Here is a 19,205-nt window from a genome sequence, read left to right on the forward strand (position 1 = left end):
ATACCCATGGAAGGACAGGAAAAACGAGAACTGCTGCTGGAGGGCCTCTCCTGCGCCCAGTGCTCTGCAAAAATTGAAGCAGAAACCAATGCCTTGGAGGGCGTCACCGCCCGGATGAATTTTGCCACCCAGACCCTGCAGCTGGAATACCCCCGGGCGAAGAATGGGGAAGACGTGGTGGAGAAGGTGCGTAAAATTGCCCTCGCCCATGAACCGGATCTCCTTATCCGGGAAAAATCACCCCGGCAGGAGACGACGGAAACCTTTATCCTGGAAGGGTTAGGCTGCGCCAACTGCGCCATGAAGATGGAGGATCGCATTGGCCGTCTCTCCGGCATCGGGTCGGTATCCATTGATTTTGCCACTCGGAAGATGAAGGTCACGCCCTCGGCGGGAACCTTATCTCGGCAGACCCTGGAAGAGATGCAAGGAATCATCACCGACTTGGAACCGGAAACAAAGATCCTGTCGGAGGAAAGTTCCCTGGACGAGAGGCGCCAGCCGGAGAAGGACCATAGCGTCCGGAAAGATGTCCTGCTCATCCTTCTTTCGGGATTCATTCTTCTGGGAGCCTCCTATGTCCCCATGAACGAAACGCTGAAGCTTGGCCTCTTCCTTTTATCCTATCTCCTGGTGGGAGGAGAAATTCTTCTCCGGGCTGGACGCAATCTGGTACGGGGACAGGTCTTTGACGAGAATTTCCTCATGAGCGTAGCCACCATGGGCGCATTCCTTGTGGGGGAATACCCCGAAGGGGTGGCGGTCATGCTCTTTTATCAGGTGGGGGAGCTCTTTCAGCACCTGGCCGTGGAACGCTCCCGAAAATCCATCGGCGATCTCATGGATATCCGCCCGGATTATGCGAATCTCCTCCAGGGAGAAGAGGTTCGGCGGGTTCTTCCCCAGGAAGTGCGGCCTGGCGATCTTCTAATGGTGAAGCCCGGAGAGCGTATTCCCTTGGATGGGGTCATCCTTTCCGGAACCTCCTCGGCAGATACCTCGGCCCTCACGGGCGAATCCCTGCCCCGGGATCTGGCGGTGGGAGACGAGGTCCTCAGCGGATTCATCAATCTCCAGGGGGTTCTCCGGATGAAGGTGGAGAAACCCTACGGAGAGTCCACGGTGACGAAAATTCTTGAACTGGTGGAAAATGCGGCAGGCCGAAAAGCCCCCACGGAGAACTTCATCACGAAGTTTGCGCGGTACTACACCCCTGCGGTGGTGCTTAGCGCCCTAGCCATTGCTTTCCTGCCGCCTCTCCTCTTCCCGGGTGCGGAGCTTTCAGACTGGGGCTACCGAGCCCTGGTCTTCCTCGTCATCAGCTGCCCCTGCGCCCTGGTAGTTTCCATTCCTTTGTCCTTTTTCGGCGGTATCGGGGGAGCCTCTCGCCAGGGGATCCTGGTGAAGGGTAGCAATTACCTGGAAGCCTTGGCCCACCTCGACCAGGTGGTCTTCGACAAGACGGGAACCCTCACCCACGGAAAGTTCCAGGTGACCCAGGTGGTTCCAGCGCCCCACTTTAGCGCGGAAGAGCTCCTCCGGATCGCTGCCCATGTGGAAAGCCAGTCCAATCACCCCATTGCCATGTCCATTCTGAAAGCCTATGGCCAGGATGTGGATCCTTCCAAAATCACCGCCTATGAGGAAATCGCCGGCTACGGCATCCGGGCCACCCTGGAAGAAGGGGAGGTTCTGGCGGGCAATCACCGGTTCATGGTGAAGGAAAGCATTAACATGGATGACGCGAAGGTGCTGGGCACCGTGGTTCATCTTTCCGTCAATGGGCAATATGCCGGTCATCTCGTCATCGCCGATGAAGTGAAGAAGGATTCGGCGGAGGCCATCACCCAACTGAAAGCCTTGGGGATCCGAAAAACCGTCATGCTTACAGGGGATCGCCGAAGTGTGGGGGAAAAGGTCGGAGAGCTTTTAGGCCTCGATGAAATCCACACGGAGCTTCTTCCCGGGGACAAGGTGATGGCCCTGGAAAAGCTCATGGAAAAGAGCACCGCAGACACCCCCGTAGCCTTTGTGGGGGACGGCATCAACGATGCTCCGGTCCTGGCCCGATCCCATGTGGGGATCGCCATGGGTGGCCTGGGTTCCGATGCGGCCATTGAAGCCGCCGATGTGGTCATCATGTCCGATGAGCCGCTGAAGGTGGCCACGGCGGTGAAGATCGCCCGACGCACCCGACGCATCGTGTGGCAGAATATCGCCTTTGCCCTGGGGGTAAAAGGACTCTTTCTTCTCCTCGGCGCCCTGGGCTTTGCCACCATGTGGGAGGCCGTCTTTGCAGATGTGGGGGTCACAGTGCTGGCCGTACTGAACGCCATGCGGGCCATGAACACTAAGGGACTGTAAGAAAATATCCCCTGGATCCGGGTAGGCTATAGCAAGCCCAAGGTCCAGGGGATGTTTTGGCTAATTAAAGTAGATTTCGCTGGGGATGATCTCCAGATAGTCTCGGGATACCGCGGGGACGAGGTAAATGCCATAGGTTTTCATTCCCGGATACTCGACTTCCTCGTCCAGCTCCACATAAAACTTGTAGACGGGCTGATGGTAGATGAGGAAGTCCGAAGTCTCATAGACCAGCTCAGCACCGATGATTTCCTCCGCCTCCAGCACCTCATCGTAGGGAACGGTGGTGAGATAGTTCCCGTGGAGGAGCTCCTGGCGGGCTTCATCCAGGGTGAGGATGGGATAGTTTCCAAGAAGAACGGGAGGGGAGAGGTAGGGGAGCCAAAAAACCACCGTATTATCCTCGTGGAAGCTAGTATACACATGCTCCGCGGAGCTTTTCCACGCGTCCTCCTCGGGAGAGCCGGAAGCATCATAAATCCACCCATAAAGATGCGGGTCACCTTCAAAGGAATAAGACCGAAAGACTTCGGTCCCAATTTCAGAAAAGGGAAAGAGATTCGGAAAGGCTTTTCCAAACTCCACCAGGGCCGCTGCAAAGGATTCTGGTGTCATGGGATCATTCTGAAAGGGATAGGGGTAATCCAGGGTTACGGAGGTTTCGAGATAGTCCGTCAGGTACAAGGACCCTCCGTTGAAATTAAAGTGGGATAACTCCGGGATCAGTTCCTGACCAAGCCTTTGGCCCAGGGAGGCCAATAGGGCTGAGCGCTTTTCCTCCGTGAAGAGCTCCTGGGGAGCGACTCGCGGTGTCTGAAAGAGTACGCGGAGGGGGTTTTCATAGACGGGCAGTGTGGCGGGAAGCTGATCCAGGGGCCAGAAGGAACTGAGCTGGAGCTCCTGGGGATCCCTCAGGAGAATGCCGGAGTATCCAGCACCTTCACTGAATAGAGCATAGGTGATTTTTTTCAGCGGTGCTGGTGAGGGTAGGGGATTTTCCCGGGGCAGCTGAGTGAAAAGGACAAGGGCCAAGAGGAGCATGACCGCACCAAAAGCTGGCTTCCAGCGGTTTTTTGCGGCTTGAGGAGCGGTGTTCTCCAACCGTTCCTCAATTTCCTTTTTCCGCTGGGGATCCAGTCGAAGTTCCTCAAAGGCTTGGATCAGATTCTCTTTCTTCATGGTCATCCTCCTCCAGCTGGAGTCTGAGAAGCTTCCGGGCCTTGGCCAGCCGGCTCCTCAGGGTCGATTCGTTGATGTGCAGCATGTCCGAGAGCTCCCTGGTGGTGTAGCCTTCGTAATAGTAGAGGTAAAGCAGCTGCCGGTGCCGTGGCGCCAGCCCCATGAGCTCCCGAAGGGTATCATCGGTGTCCGTGTTCTTTTTTGGGAGATCGTGAACATCCAGATCCGTGCGTTTTGCATGGAACCAGTATTTCAGGCTCCGTCGGCATTCATTGGTGGCCGTGATGACCAGCCACCCCTCTTCATGGGCAAGGTTCTCGAAGGGCTGCGTCCGGGAAAAGGCTTTGAGAAAAGTGTTGTGCAGCATGTCTTCCGCATCGCTGCGGTTGCCCATGAGGAGATAGCAGATCCGGTAAATCCGGTCTGCATGGGTTTCGTAGAGAGCTTGGCGGTCTGATGGGTGATCCATGTTCTCGATTCCCCCCTTCTACTCCTTAAATCATTGAGGCAGGCTTTTTGTCCAAGGTTTGGAAAATATTATTTGGAAATCATAGGACCCTCTGAAGGCGAGAAAACACCGGATGATTCAAGCTCATCCGGTGTTTCGATCCCCAGCTCTTAGTCCCGGTGGAGAATTTTTTCCGCCTTTGGTGCCCGCAGCATGCTGGCAGAGGGCATATTGGAGCCCAGGAGGGGAGTGAGGTAGTATTTGAAGGCCTCCGTGACATTGTTGCCCTGGGCGTTGATGAACTCATCGGGCATGTGCTTGGTTTTAGCGGCCACTTCCTTCAGGTTTGTCAGCTGGTAGTCCACGGAGTAGAAGCCCGTCCGGTGAATGGTGATGGAACCGTCGATGTTATGCCAGATGGCATACTGGGCCGCTTTTTCGCCCACTTCCCGGGCTTCTCGCTGATCCACGTCGGAGACGCAGCCCAGGAAGGAGCGCTGGAGGTAGCCAAAGGTGTCGGAGCGGACCCGGCTGATCTTCAGCTGTTCCTTGATGTACTGGGTGAGAAGGTCCCCCAGGGCTCCGGTGCCGGAGAGGGAGACATTGCCGTGGGAATCCTTTTCCCGGGCGCCCAGTTTGGCCATGATCGGCACACCGAACTCATCCTGGATCCCTTCGGAGACGGCGATGACGCAGCGGCCATGCTGATCATAGACCCTTTTCACATCCCGCAGGAAGTCTTCGGTTTTGAAGGCCCGTTCCGGCAGGTAGATCAGGTGGGGACCATCGTCGGGATACTTCTGGGCGATGGAGGAGGCTGCCGTCAAAAAGCCGGAATGACGGCCCATGACCACGCCCACGTGGACGCCGGGCAGGGCGCGGTTGTCCAGATTGAGGCCGATGAAACTCTGGGCTACAAACCGGGCGGCGGAGCCGTAGCCGGGGGTGTGGTCGTTCACCATGAGGTCATTGTCGATGGTTTTCGGAATATGGATGGCCCGGAACTCATAGTTGGAGCGTTCTGCCTCTTCGTTGACGATCCGCACCGTGTCCGCGGAATCATTGCCCCCGATGTAGAAGAAATACCGGACATCGTGGGCTTTGAAGACTTTGAAGATTTCCTGGCAGTAGGCTTCATCGGGCTTATCCCGGGTGGAGAAGAGGGCGGAGGAGGGGGTTACGGCCACTCGCTCCAGGTTATGGGTGGTTTCCTGGGTAAGGTCGAGGAAATCCTCATGGAGAATTCCGGAGACGCCGCCTAAAGCGCCATAGACTTTGGTGATCTGGGGGAACTTCCGGGACTCCAGCACCACGCCCACCAGGGACTGATTGATGACTGCCGTGGGTCCGCCCCCTTGGGCCACCACGACTTTTCCTTCCAGTTTCATGATTACACCTTCCTCATTCTGGGGCTTGATCCAGGGGTCAAGACCTGCTAAAGTATAATTGTGTGAATTTTCTTATATTATAGCATATTCCATGCCGAAGAAAAATGGGAAAACTCCGAATTTTAGGGTTTTTTCCCCAAGAAGGAGCCGCCATGAACGAAATATTGAGAACCCCTCGCCTGATCCTGCGGGAACTGACCTGGGTGGATCTGGAAGACCTGAAAGTGATCCATCAGGATGAAGAAACCATGACCGCCTATGCCCATGCCTTCAGCGACGAGGAGGTCCGGGCTTGGCTTTTGCGAAATCTGGAACGGTACGCCCAGGACGGCATCGGTCTCTGGGCGGTGATTCTCCGGGAAACGGGAGAGTTTGTGGGCGAAGTGGGACTCACCTGGCAAAAGGTGGAGGAAGAAACCCTCCTGGAGGTGGGATACTTGCTCAAAAGGTCCTGCTGGCATCAGGGATATGCCACGGAAGCTGCCAAAGGCTGTATGGCCTACGCTTTTCGGGTTTTGGGCGCTGATCGGGTGGTGTCCATCATCCGGGACACCAATACCGCGTCGCGGCAGGTGGCCCGAAGAAACGGCATGGCGGAGACGAAGACCTTCGTCAAACACTACTGGGGACAGGAGATGCCCCATGTTGTCTATGAGCTGACGCGAGCTGAGGCCGAGGAACGATTCGGAAGGGATTTCTTTCTCCCGGACCTCGACAGTACCCCGGGGGAAGGACTAGAATAAAAGATAACAGGAACATTAGTCAATATCGGGAAAGGACGGATTATTATGAGTAAGGAACTCGGCGGATTTTTTGGCTGGCTCATCGTCATCAGCTACGGACTAACCCTTCTGAATTACGGCGTGAAGTTCATCAACCGGAAGTATGGGAAAGCGTTGGGGAAATACCCCTGGTTCAAGAAATACTTCCCAGGCCTCATGAAGTTTATCATTCAGAATCACCGGTATTTTGGGATGGCCACCGTGGTGGGTATCGTGGGTCACTTTCTCATTCAGTACAGCCGCTGGGGCTTCGTCATCAGCGGAGCGGTTCCGGCGGGGCTGATGCTCCTCCAGGGCTTCTTAGGCGCCTATGGCACCTATGTGAAGAAAAAGAAGCGGGGACCCTGGCTGGTGGTTCACCGAACCCTGGCCGCCGTGCTTTTTGTCGCAGTGGTTTTCCATCTCCTCTATGTGAAGATCAATTACTAATTCATTTCCACGAAAGAAGAATATTTCAAGGAGAAAGTGCGAAAAGGAATCTTTTTGCACCGAAGAGGCCATGACCCTGACGCGAGGAGACCGCCTGCACTGGGGGCTAAAGCCCCTGGTCCGCTTATACCTGAATCAAAAATTTCATCTCCAGATTCTGGAGAATCCCCTGGAAAGCCTGGAAGGGCCCTATCTACTTCTGGGTCATCATGTGACGGCCTTTGATCCACTCATGGCCAATCTGCTCTCCGCCCGGCTCATTCGGTTTGTGGCCAGCGATGTCAATTATGATGCACCGGTGAAAAAGTTCTTCCTAGAGCATCTGGAAGCCATTCCCTTTTCCAAGAACCATGCAGACTCCAAAGCGGTGCGGCTTCTCCTGAAACATGTAGAAGCCGGGCATCCCGTGGGGCTGTATCCCGAGGGGGGAAGAAACTGGGATGGAGAAACGGAACGGCTCATCCCGTCCACGGCGAAACTGGTGAAGCTTTTGAAGGTGCCGGTGTACCAGATCCGCTCCTTTGGCGGATACCTGAGCAAGCCCCGGTGGGCTTCCCATTTCCGAAAAGGAAAACTTCAGCTGGCGGTCCGAAAGATTCTCGATCCCGAGGAGATCCGCATAAAGAGTGCGGAGGAGATCCGGATCCTTCTGGAGGAGGCTTTAGCCTACAATGAATATGACTGGCAGCGGAAGGCCCGGATCCCATTTTTGGGTAAGCAGCGGGCAGAACATATCCAGCGCCTTTTATATCTTTGTCCCCAGTGCGGAAGCTGGAATACCCAGAAATCCCAAGGGAATGCCTTTCAATGTACAGCCTGCGGTCTACACCATGAGGTGGATGTTTATGGATTTCTTCAGGGCTCCGGGCCCTTCGCCGATGCGGCCGCCTGGAACCGATGGCAAAGAGTAGCTTTGGGGGATCTTTTAGAGAAGGGCTTTACCTTTGAAAATCCGGAACTATCCCTGGAAGTCATCCCTGAAGGACGCCCCCGGACGAAGGAAAAGATTACCCTCATTTTCCAGCGGGACCACCTTACCCTGAAAAGACCTTCCTCGGAGGAGATTCTTCGCTTTGAGGATTTAGGCAGCCTCAGCATCACCCTTCTCGATGTGGTGGAGTTCTATCAGGGGACCACCAAGTACCGGCTGGTGTTTGAACCGGAGAAACATATGTCGGTGAAACTCTTCTATGACCTGCTGGCCCTGCTCCTGATGAAGGGAAGCGTGTAAACGTTGTGTTTTCGCTGGATTTCCTTGTTATTTTTATGACAACTCTTGTATTTAAACGATTAATCAGGTAGACTAAGCAAGTATTAGGGAGTAGCTTACCCCATTTGCATGGGGCTTGAATAATCGTCATGACGATGAAAATCCGGTTATTCATTCAGCAATGATAGCGAGACTTTTACCTTTCAAGGTAAAAGTCTTTATTTTTTTATTCGACACAAAAAGGGGAGTATTTGATGAAAACCGTGGCCATTGTTCTCTTCATTCTCACGTATGTCCTATTGCTGTCCCTGCCCAGGCACCGGGCGAAGGTGGCCCTGATTTCGGCCACCGTCTTTGTTGTTTTGGGAATCATGCCTTTGGGTAAGGTCATGGGGACCATTGACTGGAATGTTATTCTCATGATTGCCGGAACCATGGGAATCGTATCGCTTTTTATTGATTCCAAGATGCCTGCGCTCTTGGCAGATCTCATCATCGCCCGGACCCCCAACGTCAAATGGGCCATCATCGCCCTATCCATGTTTTCCGGATTCATCTCGGCCTTTGTGGACAATGTGGCCACGGTGCTCATGGTGGCCCCGGTGGCGCTGACCATCTGCAAGAAGCTGAAGATTTCACCAGTATCCAGCATCATCGCCATTGCTGTGGCGTCCAACCTTCAGGGAGCCGCCACCTTAGTGGGCGACACCACATCCATCCTCTTGGGCGGTCACATGGGGATGAATTTTTCTGACTTCTTTTTCTACAAGGGATTACCATCCCTTTTCTGGATCGTCCAGATCGGTGCTCTTGTGGCCACCGTCATCCTTCTTTGGATCTTCCGAAATGAGAAGCAGAAAATTGACACCATGGAACGCACCGTGGTGACGAACTTTTTCCCCTCAATCCTACTGCTCAGCATGATCATCCTGCTCATCACCGCTTCCTTCCTCCCCGATATGCCGAGGACCATCAACGGCATGATCTGCATGGGCCTCTTTGCCCTGGGCCTCCTAAAGAGCGTACTGGACCGTCGCGAGAAGGCCTTCTTTGTGGAAACCTTCCGGGAAATCGACTATGTGACGCTGACCCTTCTGGCCGGACTCTTCGTCGTGGTGGGGGGCATTACCCAAGTGGGCGTCGTCGACGATATCGCGAAGCTTTTCGTGAAGCTTTCCGGCGACAACCTCTTCCTGATCTACAGCCTTTTGGTGTGGTTCTCCGTACTGGTTTCCGCCTTCATCGACAACATCATCTATGTGGCCACCATGCTGCCCGTGGTGGGCTCCATCGCCGCACTGTTGGGCGGTGACCCCACGATCCTCTACTTCGGCCTCATCATCGGAGCCACCTTAGGGGGGAACCTGACGCCGGTGGGAGCCTCCGCCAATATTGCCGCCATCGGCATTTTGAACAAACAAGGCTTTGAAGTGAGCACCAAGGACTTCACCCGCATCGGCGTGCCCTTCACGCTGGCGGCGGTGATCTCCGGCTATGTGCTGACCTGGCTCATCTGGGTATAGAATTTTTGGAGCGGCTTTGCCGCTCCTTTTAATTTGTGAAATTCTTGTATCGATATTTGATATTTACAACTGTGTGGTATTCTGAATTTATCAACGAAAGGAGGTGGTGGAATGTTCAAATTTCTAGCAGGTTTTCTCATTGTCGCCATGACCGGCACAGGGGCAGCGCTGCTGAATCCGGAAAATCGTCACGAGGAACTCCTCTTGGCAAAACTGGAACGCGCCGCCATAAAACTGGAAAATAAGGATACGGAAACAGAACTGGACGAGGAGGTTCCGGAAACGGAAGCCGAACCGGTGGAAACTCCGGCAGAGGAAGAGGTTTTCGAACCCAAGGCCGCTTGGACCAAGGAAGAAGTTGCCCTTCTGGACGGTGTTGACGGGGAAGAAGTTCTCACCCTGGAAGCCGGAACAGAAGTGCTGATTCTGGAACACCTGGAGAAGAGCTTTGTGAAGGTATCCTATGAGGGACAGGAATATTTTGTTTCGGTTCGTCATCTGGCCAGTGAAGCCCGCGCCAAGGCCATGGAGAAAAAGGAAACCCGCCAGGAAACGAAAGAAGCGAATAAGACAGAGAAGGCAAACACCCCCAATCCCGCCGGAAAAGGCAAGAAAGGGAACTAACCCAATCCGTCAGGCTTCAAGACAGCATGGAATCCATGCTGTCTTTTCCTTGCCAAGAAATAAGTATCCGGTCATATGGGAGAAATAGCATTCAGATTCTGCTTGTGATAAAATCACTACAAGAGGCCTTTCCTTGGGGAGGATCCTCAATCGGACAGAAGAGGTGTACATATGAGCGATCGGGCTGGAATCAAAATATCCAGAAAATCCTTTTTTTCTTCCATGGGGATCCTGCTGTTTCTCATGGTCCTAGTGGGAGTCCTCACGAAGACCATCCCGGCAGGAGTCTATCAGCGGGTCATCACCGATGGCCGTGAAACCATTGTTCCCGGATCCTTTCGGCTGGCCGGCACTGTGGATTATCCCATCTACCGCTGGTTCCTGGCCCCCTTGGAAGTGCTGCGGGGCAGTGACTCGGCCATGATCATCGTCATTATTCTCTTTCTTCTCTTCATCGGCTCCGCCTTTACGCTGCTGGACGGCAGCGGGATCCTCCGCTACATGATGGAAACTTTGGTTTCCCGGTTCAGCAAGAAGAAGTACCTTCTCATGGGCGCCCTGATTCTCTTCTTCATGCTTTTTGGCGCGCTCTTCGGGATTTTTGAAGAACTCATTGTGCTGGTTCCCTTAGCCATCGCCTTGTCCTACTCCTTTGGCTGGGATTCTCTGGTGGGCTTGGGCTTCAGCGCCATGGCTTCGGGCTTTGGCTTTGCCGCCGCCATCTTCAATCCCTTCACCTTGGGGGTGGCCCAGACCCTGGCGGGTCTTCCGCCTTATTCCGGCACGGCTTTTCGGGTGCTGATATTCATCACGCTGTATCTCATGCTCTATGGATTTTTAGCCTTCTATGCCCGGCGCATTGAGAAAAATCCGGAGCGTTCCTCCGTCTACAACGAAGACCGGGAGGCGCGCCGACGCTACCAGTTCCTAGAAGAAGACTCCCTTCTGGGAAAATCGGAAGTGGGGAAGGCCGCCAAGATCTTCGGGGGATTCATGGGCGGCATTTTGCTCCTGATCCTTCTGGGCTTTTTCGTCCCGGCCTTATCTTCCGTGACGCTGCCTCTGGTGGCGGTGATTTTCCTCACCGGGGGAATTGTCAGCGCTCTCACCAGCGGCTATGCGCCGGGGAAGCTGCTTAAAAATCTTTTCGCGGGATTTTTGGGCATGCTGCCGGCGGTGGTCCTCATCCTCATGGCCATGAGCATCAAGCACATCATGACCGAAGGAAAGGTCATGGACAGCATCCTCTACTACACTTCCGGAAGACTTGCGGATCTAGGCGCCAATGAGGCCGTGGCGGGACTCTTTTTCCTCATCCTCTTCCTGGATTTCTTCATCGGCTCCGGCTCCGCCAAGGCGTTTCTCGTCATGCCCATCCTGCTGCCCCTGACGGATATGGTGGGCCTCACCCGGCAAACCGCTGTGCTGGCCTTCTGCTTCGGTGACGGTTTCTCCAACCTCATGTTTCCCACCAATCCCACGCTGATGATCGCCCTGGGGCTCACCGTGGTGAGTTATCCCAAATGGATGCGGTGGTCCCTAAAGTTCCAGGCAGCTGTTTTCATTGTAGCCCTGGGCTTCCTCTTTCTCGCCAACCGCATGGCCTATGGCCCATTTTAGGAGGAAACCATGGACACGATGATCCTGGCCCGGCATCTGGCAGAGGCCCTGACGTTTCCCACGGTGGAAGGAAATGAAGAGGCGAAGGAAAACTTTTTGGCATTTTTGACGCGAACCTATCCCCGGGTCCATGGCGAGCTTTCCGTGGAGGTCGTGGGAACCTACAGTCGGATCTACCGGTGGAAAGGAAAGAACACCGAGCGGCTTCCGGTGCTTCTCACGGCCCATTATGATGTGGTTCCTGTGGAGGAGGGCACCCAGCACCACTGGACCTGTCCGCCATTTTCCGGAGAGATCCGGGAAGACTTCGTCTACGGCCGGGGGGCTCTCGATGATAAAAACCAGGTGATCTGCATCCTGGAGGCCCTGGAAAGGGCGCTGGAAAAGGGCGAGGAACCCCAGCGGGATGTCTATTTCGCCTTGGGGCATGATGAGGAAGTGGGGGGAAAGGAAGGCGCCCAGGCTATGGCGAAAGTCTTCCAGGCGCGGGGGCTTTCCTTTTCCTATGTCCTGGATGAAGGGGGCGCAGTGGTGGAAGACGCCCTGCCCGGCTTTTTCCAGCCCTTTGCCTTTGTGGGGGTGGCGGAAAAAGGATCCTCCATGGTGGAGCTTCGGGTCCAGGGGGAGGGGGGACATTCATCCATGCCTGCAGGCCCTTCTTCCGTGGCGATTTTAGCCCAGGCCATCGCCCGGCTCACCGATCATCCCATGAAACTCCGACTGACGCCGGCGGTGGAGAAGCTCCTTCAGGAGCTCTCGGGTGTGGGGGGCGTTCAGGGGTTTCTCCTTCGGCGGCCTCGGCTGTTTTTTCCGCTTTTGGGGCGATCTCTGGAAAAAATATCGACCATGAATGCTATGCTTCGAACGACCATGGCGGTCACCCGGATTCAGGGGGGGGAAGCGGATAATCTCCTGCCCCAGGAAGCCTGGGCTCTGGTTAATGTGCGGCTTCTCCCCGGGGATACCCTGGAGGAGGTGCTGCAAGAGATGAAGAAGATTGTCGAGGATCTGCCTGTGGTGATGAAACGGATCACGACAGAAGAGGCTTCCTCCCTTTCCCCCACGGATACGGCGGAGTTTAAGGCGCTGAAAGAACTCATCGGGGAGATTTTCCCGAAGATTCCGGTGCTGCCCTATATCATGGCGGGGAGCTCCGACTCCCGGAAGTACGAGCCCTGCTCCAAAAACATCTTCCGCTTCAGTGCGGTGAAGCTGACCTCTTCGGATCTCACCACGGTCCACGGCACCGATGAGCGGGTGAGCCTGGAAAATCTGGAGACCATGGCCCGATTCTACGAAGAGCTTCTTCGAAAATAGGAAAAAGATGAGGCGGATGCCAAACGATCATCGTTTTGCATCCGCCTCATCTTTTTTGGCGTCCGGAAATGCCTAGAGCAGCTCTCCGTAACGCCGGATATAGAGTTTCTTGAGTAGCGTCGCCAGGAGCATATAGGAGAAGACGATGAGGAGCAGCCAGGCGAAGTACACCGGGGGCAGCGGAGCCAGGCCCAGAAGCTTGCCCCAGGGGGTAAAGGGAATGACGGTGAGGAGGCTGATGCCGGTGAAGGTGAGAAGAATCACCGGTGCTGATGCGCGGCTTTGGATGAAGGGGATTTTGGGCGTTCGGATCATATGGATGACGGACATCTGGGTCCACATGGATTCGATGAACCAGCCCGACTGGAAGATGGCCATGTAGAGGACCTTCTGGGCGGGATCCGTGAGCTGGGTAAAGAGGAGTCCTCCCGTGAAGAGGGGACAGATGACAAAGTAGAGGAGAAGATAGGTGAGGATATCAAAAACAGAGCTTGCCGGACCCAGCCAAAGCATGAACCGACTGACGGAGGTGGCATTCCACTGGCGGGGTTTCTGGAGATATTCCGCATCCACATGATCCCAGGGAATGGCGGTACAGGAGACGTCGTAGATCAGGTTGAGGAGGATCAGGTGGACGGACTCCATGGGCAGAAAGGGAAGAAAGGCACTGGCAGCCAGGACGGAGAACATGTTGCCGAAGTTTGAAGATGCGGTCATCTTGATGTATTTGATCATGTTGGCGTAGGTTTTTCGTCCTTCCAGGATGCCATCCTCCAGCACCATGAGATCCTTCTCCAGGAGGATGACATCGGCGGACTCCTTGGCGATGTCCACGGCGGTGTCCACGGAAATGCCCACATCGGAGGCCTTCATGGCCGCTGCATCATTGATGCCGTCGCCCATGAAGCCCACCACATGGCCCTCATCCCGAAGAACGCGGACGATGCGGGCCTTCTGGCTGGGGGAGAGTTTGGCAAAGACGGCGGTGGTTTCAGCGGTTTTGGCCAGGTCCTCATCGCTGAGCTCGTCCACTTCTGTTCCCAGGAGCACATGGCCATTGGGCAGCCCCACCTGACGGCAGATGCTGGCCGTGACTTTCTCATTGTCTCCCGTGAGGATCTTCACATCCACCCCGTGGTCTCGGAGGGCTGCGATGGCCTGGGCCGTGGTTTCCTTGGGCGGATCCAGGAAGGCGAGGAAGCCGATGAGGACCATTTCGCACTCGTCCTTCACGGAAAACTGTCCTTCCGGCGCCGGATTGTTTTTCTGGGCCACGGCGATGACGCGCATGCCGCCGCCGTTGAGCTCCTCTGCCTTGGCCAGAATAAAGCTCTTGATCTCTTCCGTGATGGGCACCACTTCTCCCTGATACTCTGCCAATGCGCAGCAGGCGAGCATTTCCTCCACGGCTCCCTTGGTGATGAGCTGGGTCTTTCCCGTGGGATCGGCCACCACGACACTCATTCTTCGGCGGTTGAAGTCAAAGGGGATCTCGTCGACTTTTCGATAATGGTCTTCCGGCTGACCGGCTTCCAGTTCCCGGTGCTTACGGATAATGGCGTGGTCGATGAGGTTTTTCAGTCCCGTCTGGTAGTAGCTGTTGAGGAAGGCATGGCGGAGGACCCGGACGTTTTCTTTGCCCTCGATATCCAGATGGTATTCCAGCACCACCTTGTCCTGGGTGAGGGTTCCGGTCTTGTCCGTACAGAGGATCGTCATGGATCCCAAGCTTTGGATGGCATTGAGATTCTTGAGGATGACCTTTTTGCGGCTCATGGCCATGGCGCCTTTAGCCAGGGAGGTGGTGACGATCATGGGGAGCATTTCCGGGGTCAGCCCCACGGCCACGGAGATGGCAAAGAGCGAAGCTTTCAGCCAGTCGCCTTTGGTGAACCCGTTGATGAAGAGCACGATGGGCACCATGACCAGCATAAAGCGGATGAGAACCCAGCTCACGGAATTGACGCCTTTTTCAAAGCTGGTCTTTGGGGGCTTCACGGCCAGGTCTTTCGCCATCTGGCCCAGGAGGGTTTCATCCCCCACCGCAATAACCAGGGCTTTTGTGCTGCCGCTGATGACGTTGCTCCCCATGAAGGCCAGGTTGGGCATTTCGGTTAAGGACTGGCCGATGAGGGAGATTTCCGGGCTCTTCTCCACGGGAGCGCTTTCCCCCGTGAGGGCTGACTGGCTGATGAAGAGGTCCTTCGCCTCCAGGATGCGCACATCGCCGGGAACCATATCCCCGGCGCTGAGGTGCACCAGATCCCCCACCACCACGTCAGCCAGGGGGAGCTCATGGGTTCCGGTTTCTTTGCGTTCCACCAGGGTGGTGGTATGGATCATCTGGGCCAGCTTGGCGGCTTCATGGCCGCTGCGGGTTTCCTGCACAAACCGCATGAGGCCCGAGATGAGCACCATGGTGGTGATAATGATCACCGTGACGGGATTTTTCTCCTCGGGCGGGACGAAGATGAGGTCCGTAAAGGTGGAGATCACTGCCAGGACCAGAAGAATGGCCGTGAAGGGATTGAGGAAGGCTTTGCGAAGGCGAAGGGGGAGAGATTCGGTTTTTCCCTGGCGCAGAATATTGCGCCCATAGGTTTCCCGGGCGGTTTCCACCTGTTCCTGTGTGAGTCCTTCGGGATGGCTCCCCAGTACGGGATAGAGAACCTCTGCCTCCTTCCCCCAGGCTTCGGCGAGCCGGGTTTCCCGGGGAATCGCCGTGGTGAAGTTCAGTAGGTTCGGTTCGCGTAAAATTTCTTTCTTGTTCATTTTTTGTACCTCCTTCTTGAGCTCTTTCGAGCGGGGTGTGGGAAGCACGACACCCCCTGGGGGAGTTAAAGGCAAAGGCGCCATGGAGCACGGAATTTCAGCGCACCAAGACTCAGATTTGTCATTTGCTCTCCCGCGGGGGGATAGTCGCCGCCACTTCCAGTGTCCATTTTTGTCACCTCATCTTTCTTCTTGTTATTTTTCAGGGTTCTTTTTTCGGATTTTTGGGCATAAAAAGGCCATCGTCTGCTTTGCCGGGATTAAGGCTCACAGACGATGGCATCTCTCTTTTTTTACGCAGCAAGACTAGGCCCGAAGCCCCGGAGGACTTTGAGCGTCTTGGGAGAGAAATCCCAGATCCATGAACCAAATTCGACTGTGACTACTGTCCAAGTACAAGCACCATCCTTTTATCCGAAGTAAAAACTCCCCTGTGATCGGCAACGAACACAGGGGAGTCCAAAGAATCCTCTTCATTTGTCGTTTGAGCTTTAGCTTTGCAGGGCGATGTAACTGCATTATGCGATACCTTGGATTCGATATCGCCTGTTCAAACCTGCTCAAGGTGTCTCCACCCTTTCGCGGCAGCAGTCCGTATCCCTGTAGGAGCCTCACCTACCGATCAACAGCTTCATTATAGGCTTTGAAAACGAAAAGGTCAAACCTTCGTCAGGGAAGATTTCGCTTTTCTTTGGGGGAGAAAGGGAAACTGAAGGAAACCCTTTGGAGAAACTCCGGTTTATTTCTGCAGCAGCCGTTTTCCCAGCTTCACCAGTTCATACCACAGCACGGAGGCTGCGGCCAGGGCCAGGGCGGTGAGGAGAAGCGGAAGGGGAAGAGCCGCCAGTTTCAGCACCGTGGCTAATGGGGTGTAGAGAATGAGGAAAAGCAGAAAGAGGGTTCCCAAATTCACGGCCCACATGACCCTGTCTCGGACCAGACGCCTTGCGGAATGGAAGGCGAAATCCGAATCTGAACTGTTCACCTGGACGAGGAAGAGGTTGGCCAGCATGATGATGGCCAGTCCCATGGAGCGGGCCAGGGCTGCCCGGGAAAGATCGCCCTGAAGAACATTCAGATAGGCCCCAAAGGAGACGCCGAAGATAACCAGTCCCTGGAGGGTGCTTTTCACAAGAAGACGAGCGGTCAACAGCTTTTCCTGGGGATTCCGGGGACGGCGTTCCATGAGATCCGTCTCTGCAGGCTGCCGCTCCAGCACGATGGAGCAGGTGGGGTCGATGATAAGCTCCAGGAGCACCACATGGAGGGGAAGAAGCAGGAGGGCCGAAGGGGCGATGCCCAGGAAGGGTCCTAATAGAGAGGCCAGGGCAATGGGAATATGGATGGTGAAGACATACCCCACGGCCTTGCGGATATTGTCGTAGATCCGTCGGCCGTCCTTCACCGTTTCCACGATGGTGGTGAAGTTGTCATCCAGAAGAATGAGATCCGCAGCTTCCCGGGACACTTCGCTGCCCCGTTTTCCCATGGCGATGCCGATATCCGCATATTTCAGCGCAGGGGCATCGTTGACGCCGTCGCCGGTCATGGCCACGACTTCCCCGTTGTCCTTCAGGGCCTGCACGATCCGCATTTTATGTTCGGGGACCACCCGGGAGAAGATGGCGACGGTTTTCACCGCTTCCTGCAGTTCTTCTTGGCTCATGGCCTCCAGCTGATCTCCCGTGAGGATCTCCTCCCCATGGGGCAGTCCGATTTTTTTAGCAATGGCGGCGGCGGTGATTCCGTTGTCTCCGGTGATCATCATCACCCGGATTCCTGCTTTCATGCATCGGGCGATGTCGCTTTTTACACTTTCCCGAGGGGGATCCGCCAGACCCACCAGACCCAGGAGGGTAAGGCGGTTGTCCGTTAGTTCCGCGGGAATCATGGCTTCGCTTTCCACAGTGCGGGTGGCCACGGCAATGATGCGAAGACCCTGCTCCGACATTTCGCGGTTCTTCCGAAGAGCTTCTTCCCGAGCCTCCACCGTCAGGTCGCAGATTTCCAGGATGCTTTCCGGGCTGCCCTTAGCGGCGATGAGGATTTGGCCTTCGTGCTCCCAAACATGGCCCATCATCTTCAGCGCATTGGTGAAGGGGTATTCGCAGATGAACCGGCTCTCCTCGAAGAGGTGGGCCAGGGGAATGCCATGGGATTTCACAAAAGAGAGCATGGCCTTTTCCATGGGATCATAGGCTTCCGTTTCGCAGGCCAGGCCCATGATTTCCACCAGATCCTGCTCTTCCCCGGCGGCGGTCCACAGGGTATCCACGGTCATCTGGTTCAGGGTGAGGGTACCGGTCTTGTCCACGCACAGGGCACTGACGGCGCCCAGGGTTTCCACGCTGGGAAGCTTGCGGACCAGGGACTGTTTCTTGGCCAGGCGCCAGGCTCCCATGGAGAGGAAGACGATGAGGATCACGGGGAATTCTTCCGGAATCATAGCCATGGCCAGGGTCACGCCGGATAGAATACTTTCCACGATTCGATCGCCAAAGGGATGATCCGGAATATTCATCCAGGTGAAGATGCCGACGAGGAGGAAGAGGGCAGCGGCAATATAGGCACTGGTTTTGACCAGCTTGCCCGTCTGTTTCTGAAGGGGGGTCTCCTCCTGGGGGGCTTCCGCCACATGGAGGCCGATTTTTCCGTATTCGGTATGAATACCGGTCTGGTCCACCTGAAGGAGGGCGGAGCCCTGGGTGACGAGAGTACCGGCATAGCAGTAGTCTTTGCGCCAGTAGTCCTTTGTGGGCTCAGCCTGATCCACCGTCACCTTCCAGACCCCGGCGGACTCTCCCGTGAGGGAGGATTCATCGACGCAAAGATCTGCGGCCCGGACCACCAGACCATCGGCGGGGATTTTCACCCCTTCGTGGATCTTCATGAGGTCTCCCGGCACCAGATGGGCGCTGGGGATCGTTTCCTCTTTTCCGCTCCGGATGACGGTGATGTGGGGAGCGGAAAGATCCTTCAAAGCATGGAGGGTTTTGTCCGTTTTCCATTGCTGAATGACATCGATGCTGATGATGCCCAGGACAAAGACCAGCATGATGATGCCGTCCCGGGGTTCACCCAGGAGAAAGTAGATGGTGGCGGCGGCAAGGAGCAGCAAAAACATGGGTTCGGATAAGACGTGGAGCACTTTTTTGATAAAGTTCTCCTTCTTCTCCGCGGTCAGCACATTTTCCCCATGTTTCAGGAGAAGCTCGTAGGCTTCTTCATGGGAGAGTCCGGTGGGGGGCGTGGTTATCATAGCAATCCTCCATTCCTGCCGTATTTTACGGCGGTGTACGTATAGTGGTCTTTGTCTTGCCGATCGTCACCCTGTTCCGAGGAATAAAAAAAGCACCTGCGGAACATTCACTGTCCCACAGATGCGGCTTGTCATCTGCTGCCGAAAAATCGGCCCGGCCCCATGCCATGACGGCATCGCCTGCTCAGTTTGTATTGTTGATCTCGCGTCACCCAAAGGATGGCGTAATGCAATGCAAAGAGGTTAGACTTTATTATATTCAGGCTCCGCATTCCTGTCAAGAAAGGCGG

The 19,205-nt window shown here is 55.4% G+C and carries 13 protein-coding genes and 2 riboswitches; of the genes, 8 read left to right on the plus strand and 5 right to left on the minus strand.

The window, feature by feature from the left end:
- The first annotated feature begins 6 nt into the window (after nt 1-6).
- Nucleotides 7-2,364, plus strand: a complete 2,358-nt coding sequence (locus KCG48_RS06905) for a heavy metal translocating P-type ATPase (protein WP_211800825.1) — start codon at nt 7-9, stop codon at nt 2,362-2,364.
- 60 nt (nt 2,365-2,424) lie between these two features.
- Here KCG48_RS06905 and KCG48_RS06910 read toward each other — a convergent pair whose 3' ends face one another.
- The 3 genes from KCG48_RS06910 to KCG48_RS06920 all read right to left on the minus strand — a co-directional run bounded on the left by KCG48_RS06910 (nt 2,425) and on the right by KCG48_RS06920 (nt 5,379).
- Entirely contained in the window at nt 2,425-3,543 is a 1,119-nt protein-coding gene (locus tag KCG48_RS06910) for a hypothetical protein (protein WP_211800826.1), read from the minus strand.
- A complete protein-coding gene (locus tag KCG48_RS06915; protein WP_211800828.1) occupies nt 3,512-4,012 on the minus strand; it encodes an RNA polymerase sigma factor in 501 nt (166 codons plus the stop codon). The genes KCG48_RS06910 and KCG48_RS06915 overlap by 32 nt, the downstream gene beginning before the upstream one ends.
- Before the next feature lie 149 nt (nt 4,013-4,161).
- Nucleotides 4,162-5,379, minus strand: a complete 1,218-nt coding sequence (locus tag KCG48_RS06920) for a 6-phosphofructokinase (protein WP_211800830.1) — start codon at nt 5,377-5,379, stop codon at nt 4,162-4,164.
- Nucleotides 5,380-5,531: 152 nt separating this feature from the next.
- Between KCG48_RS06920 and KCG48_RS06925 the strand changes: the two genes are divergently transcribed.
- The 7 genes from KCG48_RS06925 (at nt 5,532) to KCG48_RS06955 (ending at nt 12,884) form a co-directional block, all read left to right on the plus strand.
- Nucleotides 5,532-6,122: a GNAT family N-acetyltransferase gene (locus tag KCG48_RS06925; RefSeq protein ID WP_211800831.1), complete on the plus strand. Its 591-nt coding sequence runs from the start codon at nt 5,532-5,534 to the stop codon at nt 6,120-6,122.
- 45 nt (nt 6,123-6,167) lie between these two features.
- On the plus strand, nt 6,168-6,590 hold the full coding sequence (locus KCG48_RS06930; protein WP_211800832.1) for a hypothetical protein: 423 nt from the start codon (nt 6,168-6,170) through the stop codon (nt 6,588-6,590).
- 70 nt (nt 6,591-6,660) lie between these two features.
- Nucleotides 6,661-7,821 carry a lysophospholipid acyltransferase family protein gene (locus KCG48_RS06935; protein ID WP_211800833.1) on the plus strand — a complete coding sequence of 387 codons (1,161 nt, stop codon included), beginning with the start codon at nt 6,661-6,663 and terminating at the stop codon, nt 7,819-7,821.
- Nucleotides 7,822-8,054: 233 nt separating this feature from the next.
- Nucleotides 8,055-9,323 (plus strand): ArsB/NhaD family transporter, encoded by a 1,269-nt coding sequence (locus tag KCG48_RS06940; protein WP_211800834.1) that lies wholly within the window; start codon nt 8,055-8,057, stop codon nt 9,321-9,323.
- A gap of 111 nt (nt 9,324-9,434) precedes the next feature.
- A complete protein-coding gene (locus KCG48_RS06945; protein WP_211800835.1) occupies nt 9,435-9,947 on the plus strand; it encodes a hypothetical protein in 513 nt (170 codons plus the stop codon).
- A gap of 222 nt (nt 9,948-10,169) precedes the next feature.
- Nucleotides 10,170-11,567: a YfcC family protein gene (locus KCG48_RS06950; protein ID WP_211800836.1), complete on the plus strand. Its 1,398-nt coding sequence runs from the start codon at nt 10,170-10,172 to the stop codon at nt 11,565-11,567.
- Between the two features lie 9 nt (nt 11,568-11,576).
- Nucleotides 11,577-12,884 (plus strand): M20/M25/M40 family metallo-hydrolase, encoded by a 1,308-nt coding sequence (locus KCG48_RS06955; protein WP_211800837.1) that lies wholly within the window; start codon nt 11,577-11,579, stop codon nt 12,882-12,884.
- 72 nt (nt 12,885-12,956) lie between these two features.
- Here KCG48_RS06955 and mgtA read toward each other — a convergent pair whose 3' ends face one another.
- Complete coding sequence (mgtA, locus tag KCG48_RS06960) at nt 12,957-15,656, minus strand: magnesium-translocating P-type ATPase (RefSeq protein ID WP_211800839.1); 2,700 nt, start codon at nt 15,654-15,656, stop codon at nt 12,957-12,959.
- Nucleotides 15,657-16,124: 468 nt separating this feature from the next.
- Nucleotides 16,125-16,286: riboswitch (M-box (ykoK) riboswitch) on the minus strand.
- Nucleotides 16,287-16,395: 109 nt separating this feature from the next.
- Nucleotides 16,396-18,915, minus strand: a complete 2,520-nt coding sequence (locus KCG48_RS06965) for a cation-translocating P-type ATPase (protein ID WP_211800841.1) — start codon at nt 18,913-18,915, stop codon at nt 16,396-16,398.
- Between the two features lie 108 nt (nt 18,916-19,023).
- Nucleotides 19,024-19,113, minus strand: a riboswitch (NiCo riboswitch).
- Nucleotides 19,114-19,205 lie beyond the last annotated feature (92 nt).

Source organism: Proteiniclasticum sediminis, from assembly GCF_018128025.1.
Classification (GTDB): Bacteria; Bacillota; Clostridia; order Clostridiales; family Clostridiaceae; genus Proteiniclasticum; species Proteiniclasticum sediminis.

What these genes read in the sequence shown, in the direction of transcription:
- KCG48_RS06920 (WP_211800830.1), bottom strand. Translation starts at nt 5,379, where the DNA reads ATGAAACTGGAAGGAAAAGTCGTGGTGGCCCAAGGGGGCGGACCCACG.
- KCG48_RS06915 (WP_211800828.1), bottom strand. Translation starts at nt 4,012, where the DNA reads ATGGATCACCCATCAGACCGCCAAGCTCTCTACGAAACCCATGCAGAC.
- KCG48_RS06930 (WP_211800832.1), top strand. Translation starts at nt 6,168, where the DNA reads ATGAGTAAGGAACTCGGCGGATTTTTTGGCTGGCTCATCGTCATCAGC.
- KCG48_RS06910 (WP_211800826.1), bottom strand. Translation starts at nt 3,543, where the DNA reads ATGAAGAAAGAGAATCTGATCCAAGCCTTTGAGGAACTTCGACTGGAT.
- mgtA (WP_211800839.1), bottom strand. Translation starts at nt 15,656, where the DNA reads ATGAACAAGAAAGAAATTTTACGCGAACCGAACCTACTGAACTTCACC.
- KCG48_RS06925 (WP_211800831.1), top strand. Translation starts at nt 5,532, where the DNA reads ATGAACGAAATATTGAGAACCCCTCGCCTGATCCTGCGGGAACTGACC.
- KCG48_RS06940 (WP_211800834.1), top strand. Translation starts at nt 8,055, where the DNA reads ATGAAAACCGTGGCCATTGTTCTCTTCATTCTCACGTATGTCCTATTG.
- KCG48_RS06955 (WP_211800837.1), top strand. Translation starts at nt 11,577, where the DNA reads ATGGACACGATGATCCTGGCCCGGCATCTGGCAGAGGCCCTGACGTTT.
- KCG48_RS06905 (WP_211800825.1), top strand. Translation starts at nt 7, where the DNA reads ATGGAAGGACAGGAAAAACGAGAACTGCTGCTGGAGGGCCTCTCCTGC.
- KCG48_RS06965 (WP_211800841.1), bottom strand. Translation starts at nt 18,915, where the DNA reads ATGATAACCACGCCCCCCACCGGACTCTCCCATGAAGAAGCCTACGAG.
- KCG48_RS06945 (WP_211800835.1), top strand. Translation starts at nt 9,435, where the DNA reads ATGTTCAAATTTCTAGCAGGTTTTCTCATTGTCGCCATGACCGGCACA.
- KCG48_RS06935 (WP_211800833.1), top strand. Translation starts at nt 6,661, where the DNA reads ATGACCCTGACGCGAGGAGACCGCCTGCACTGGGGGCTAAAGCCCCTG.
- KCG48_RS06950 (WP_211800836.1), top strand. Translation starts at nt 10,170, where the DNA reads ATGGGGATCCTGCTGTTTCTCATGGTCCTAGTGGGAGTCCTCACGAAG.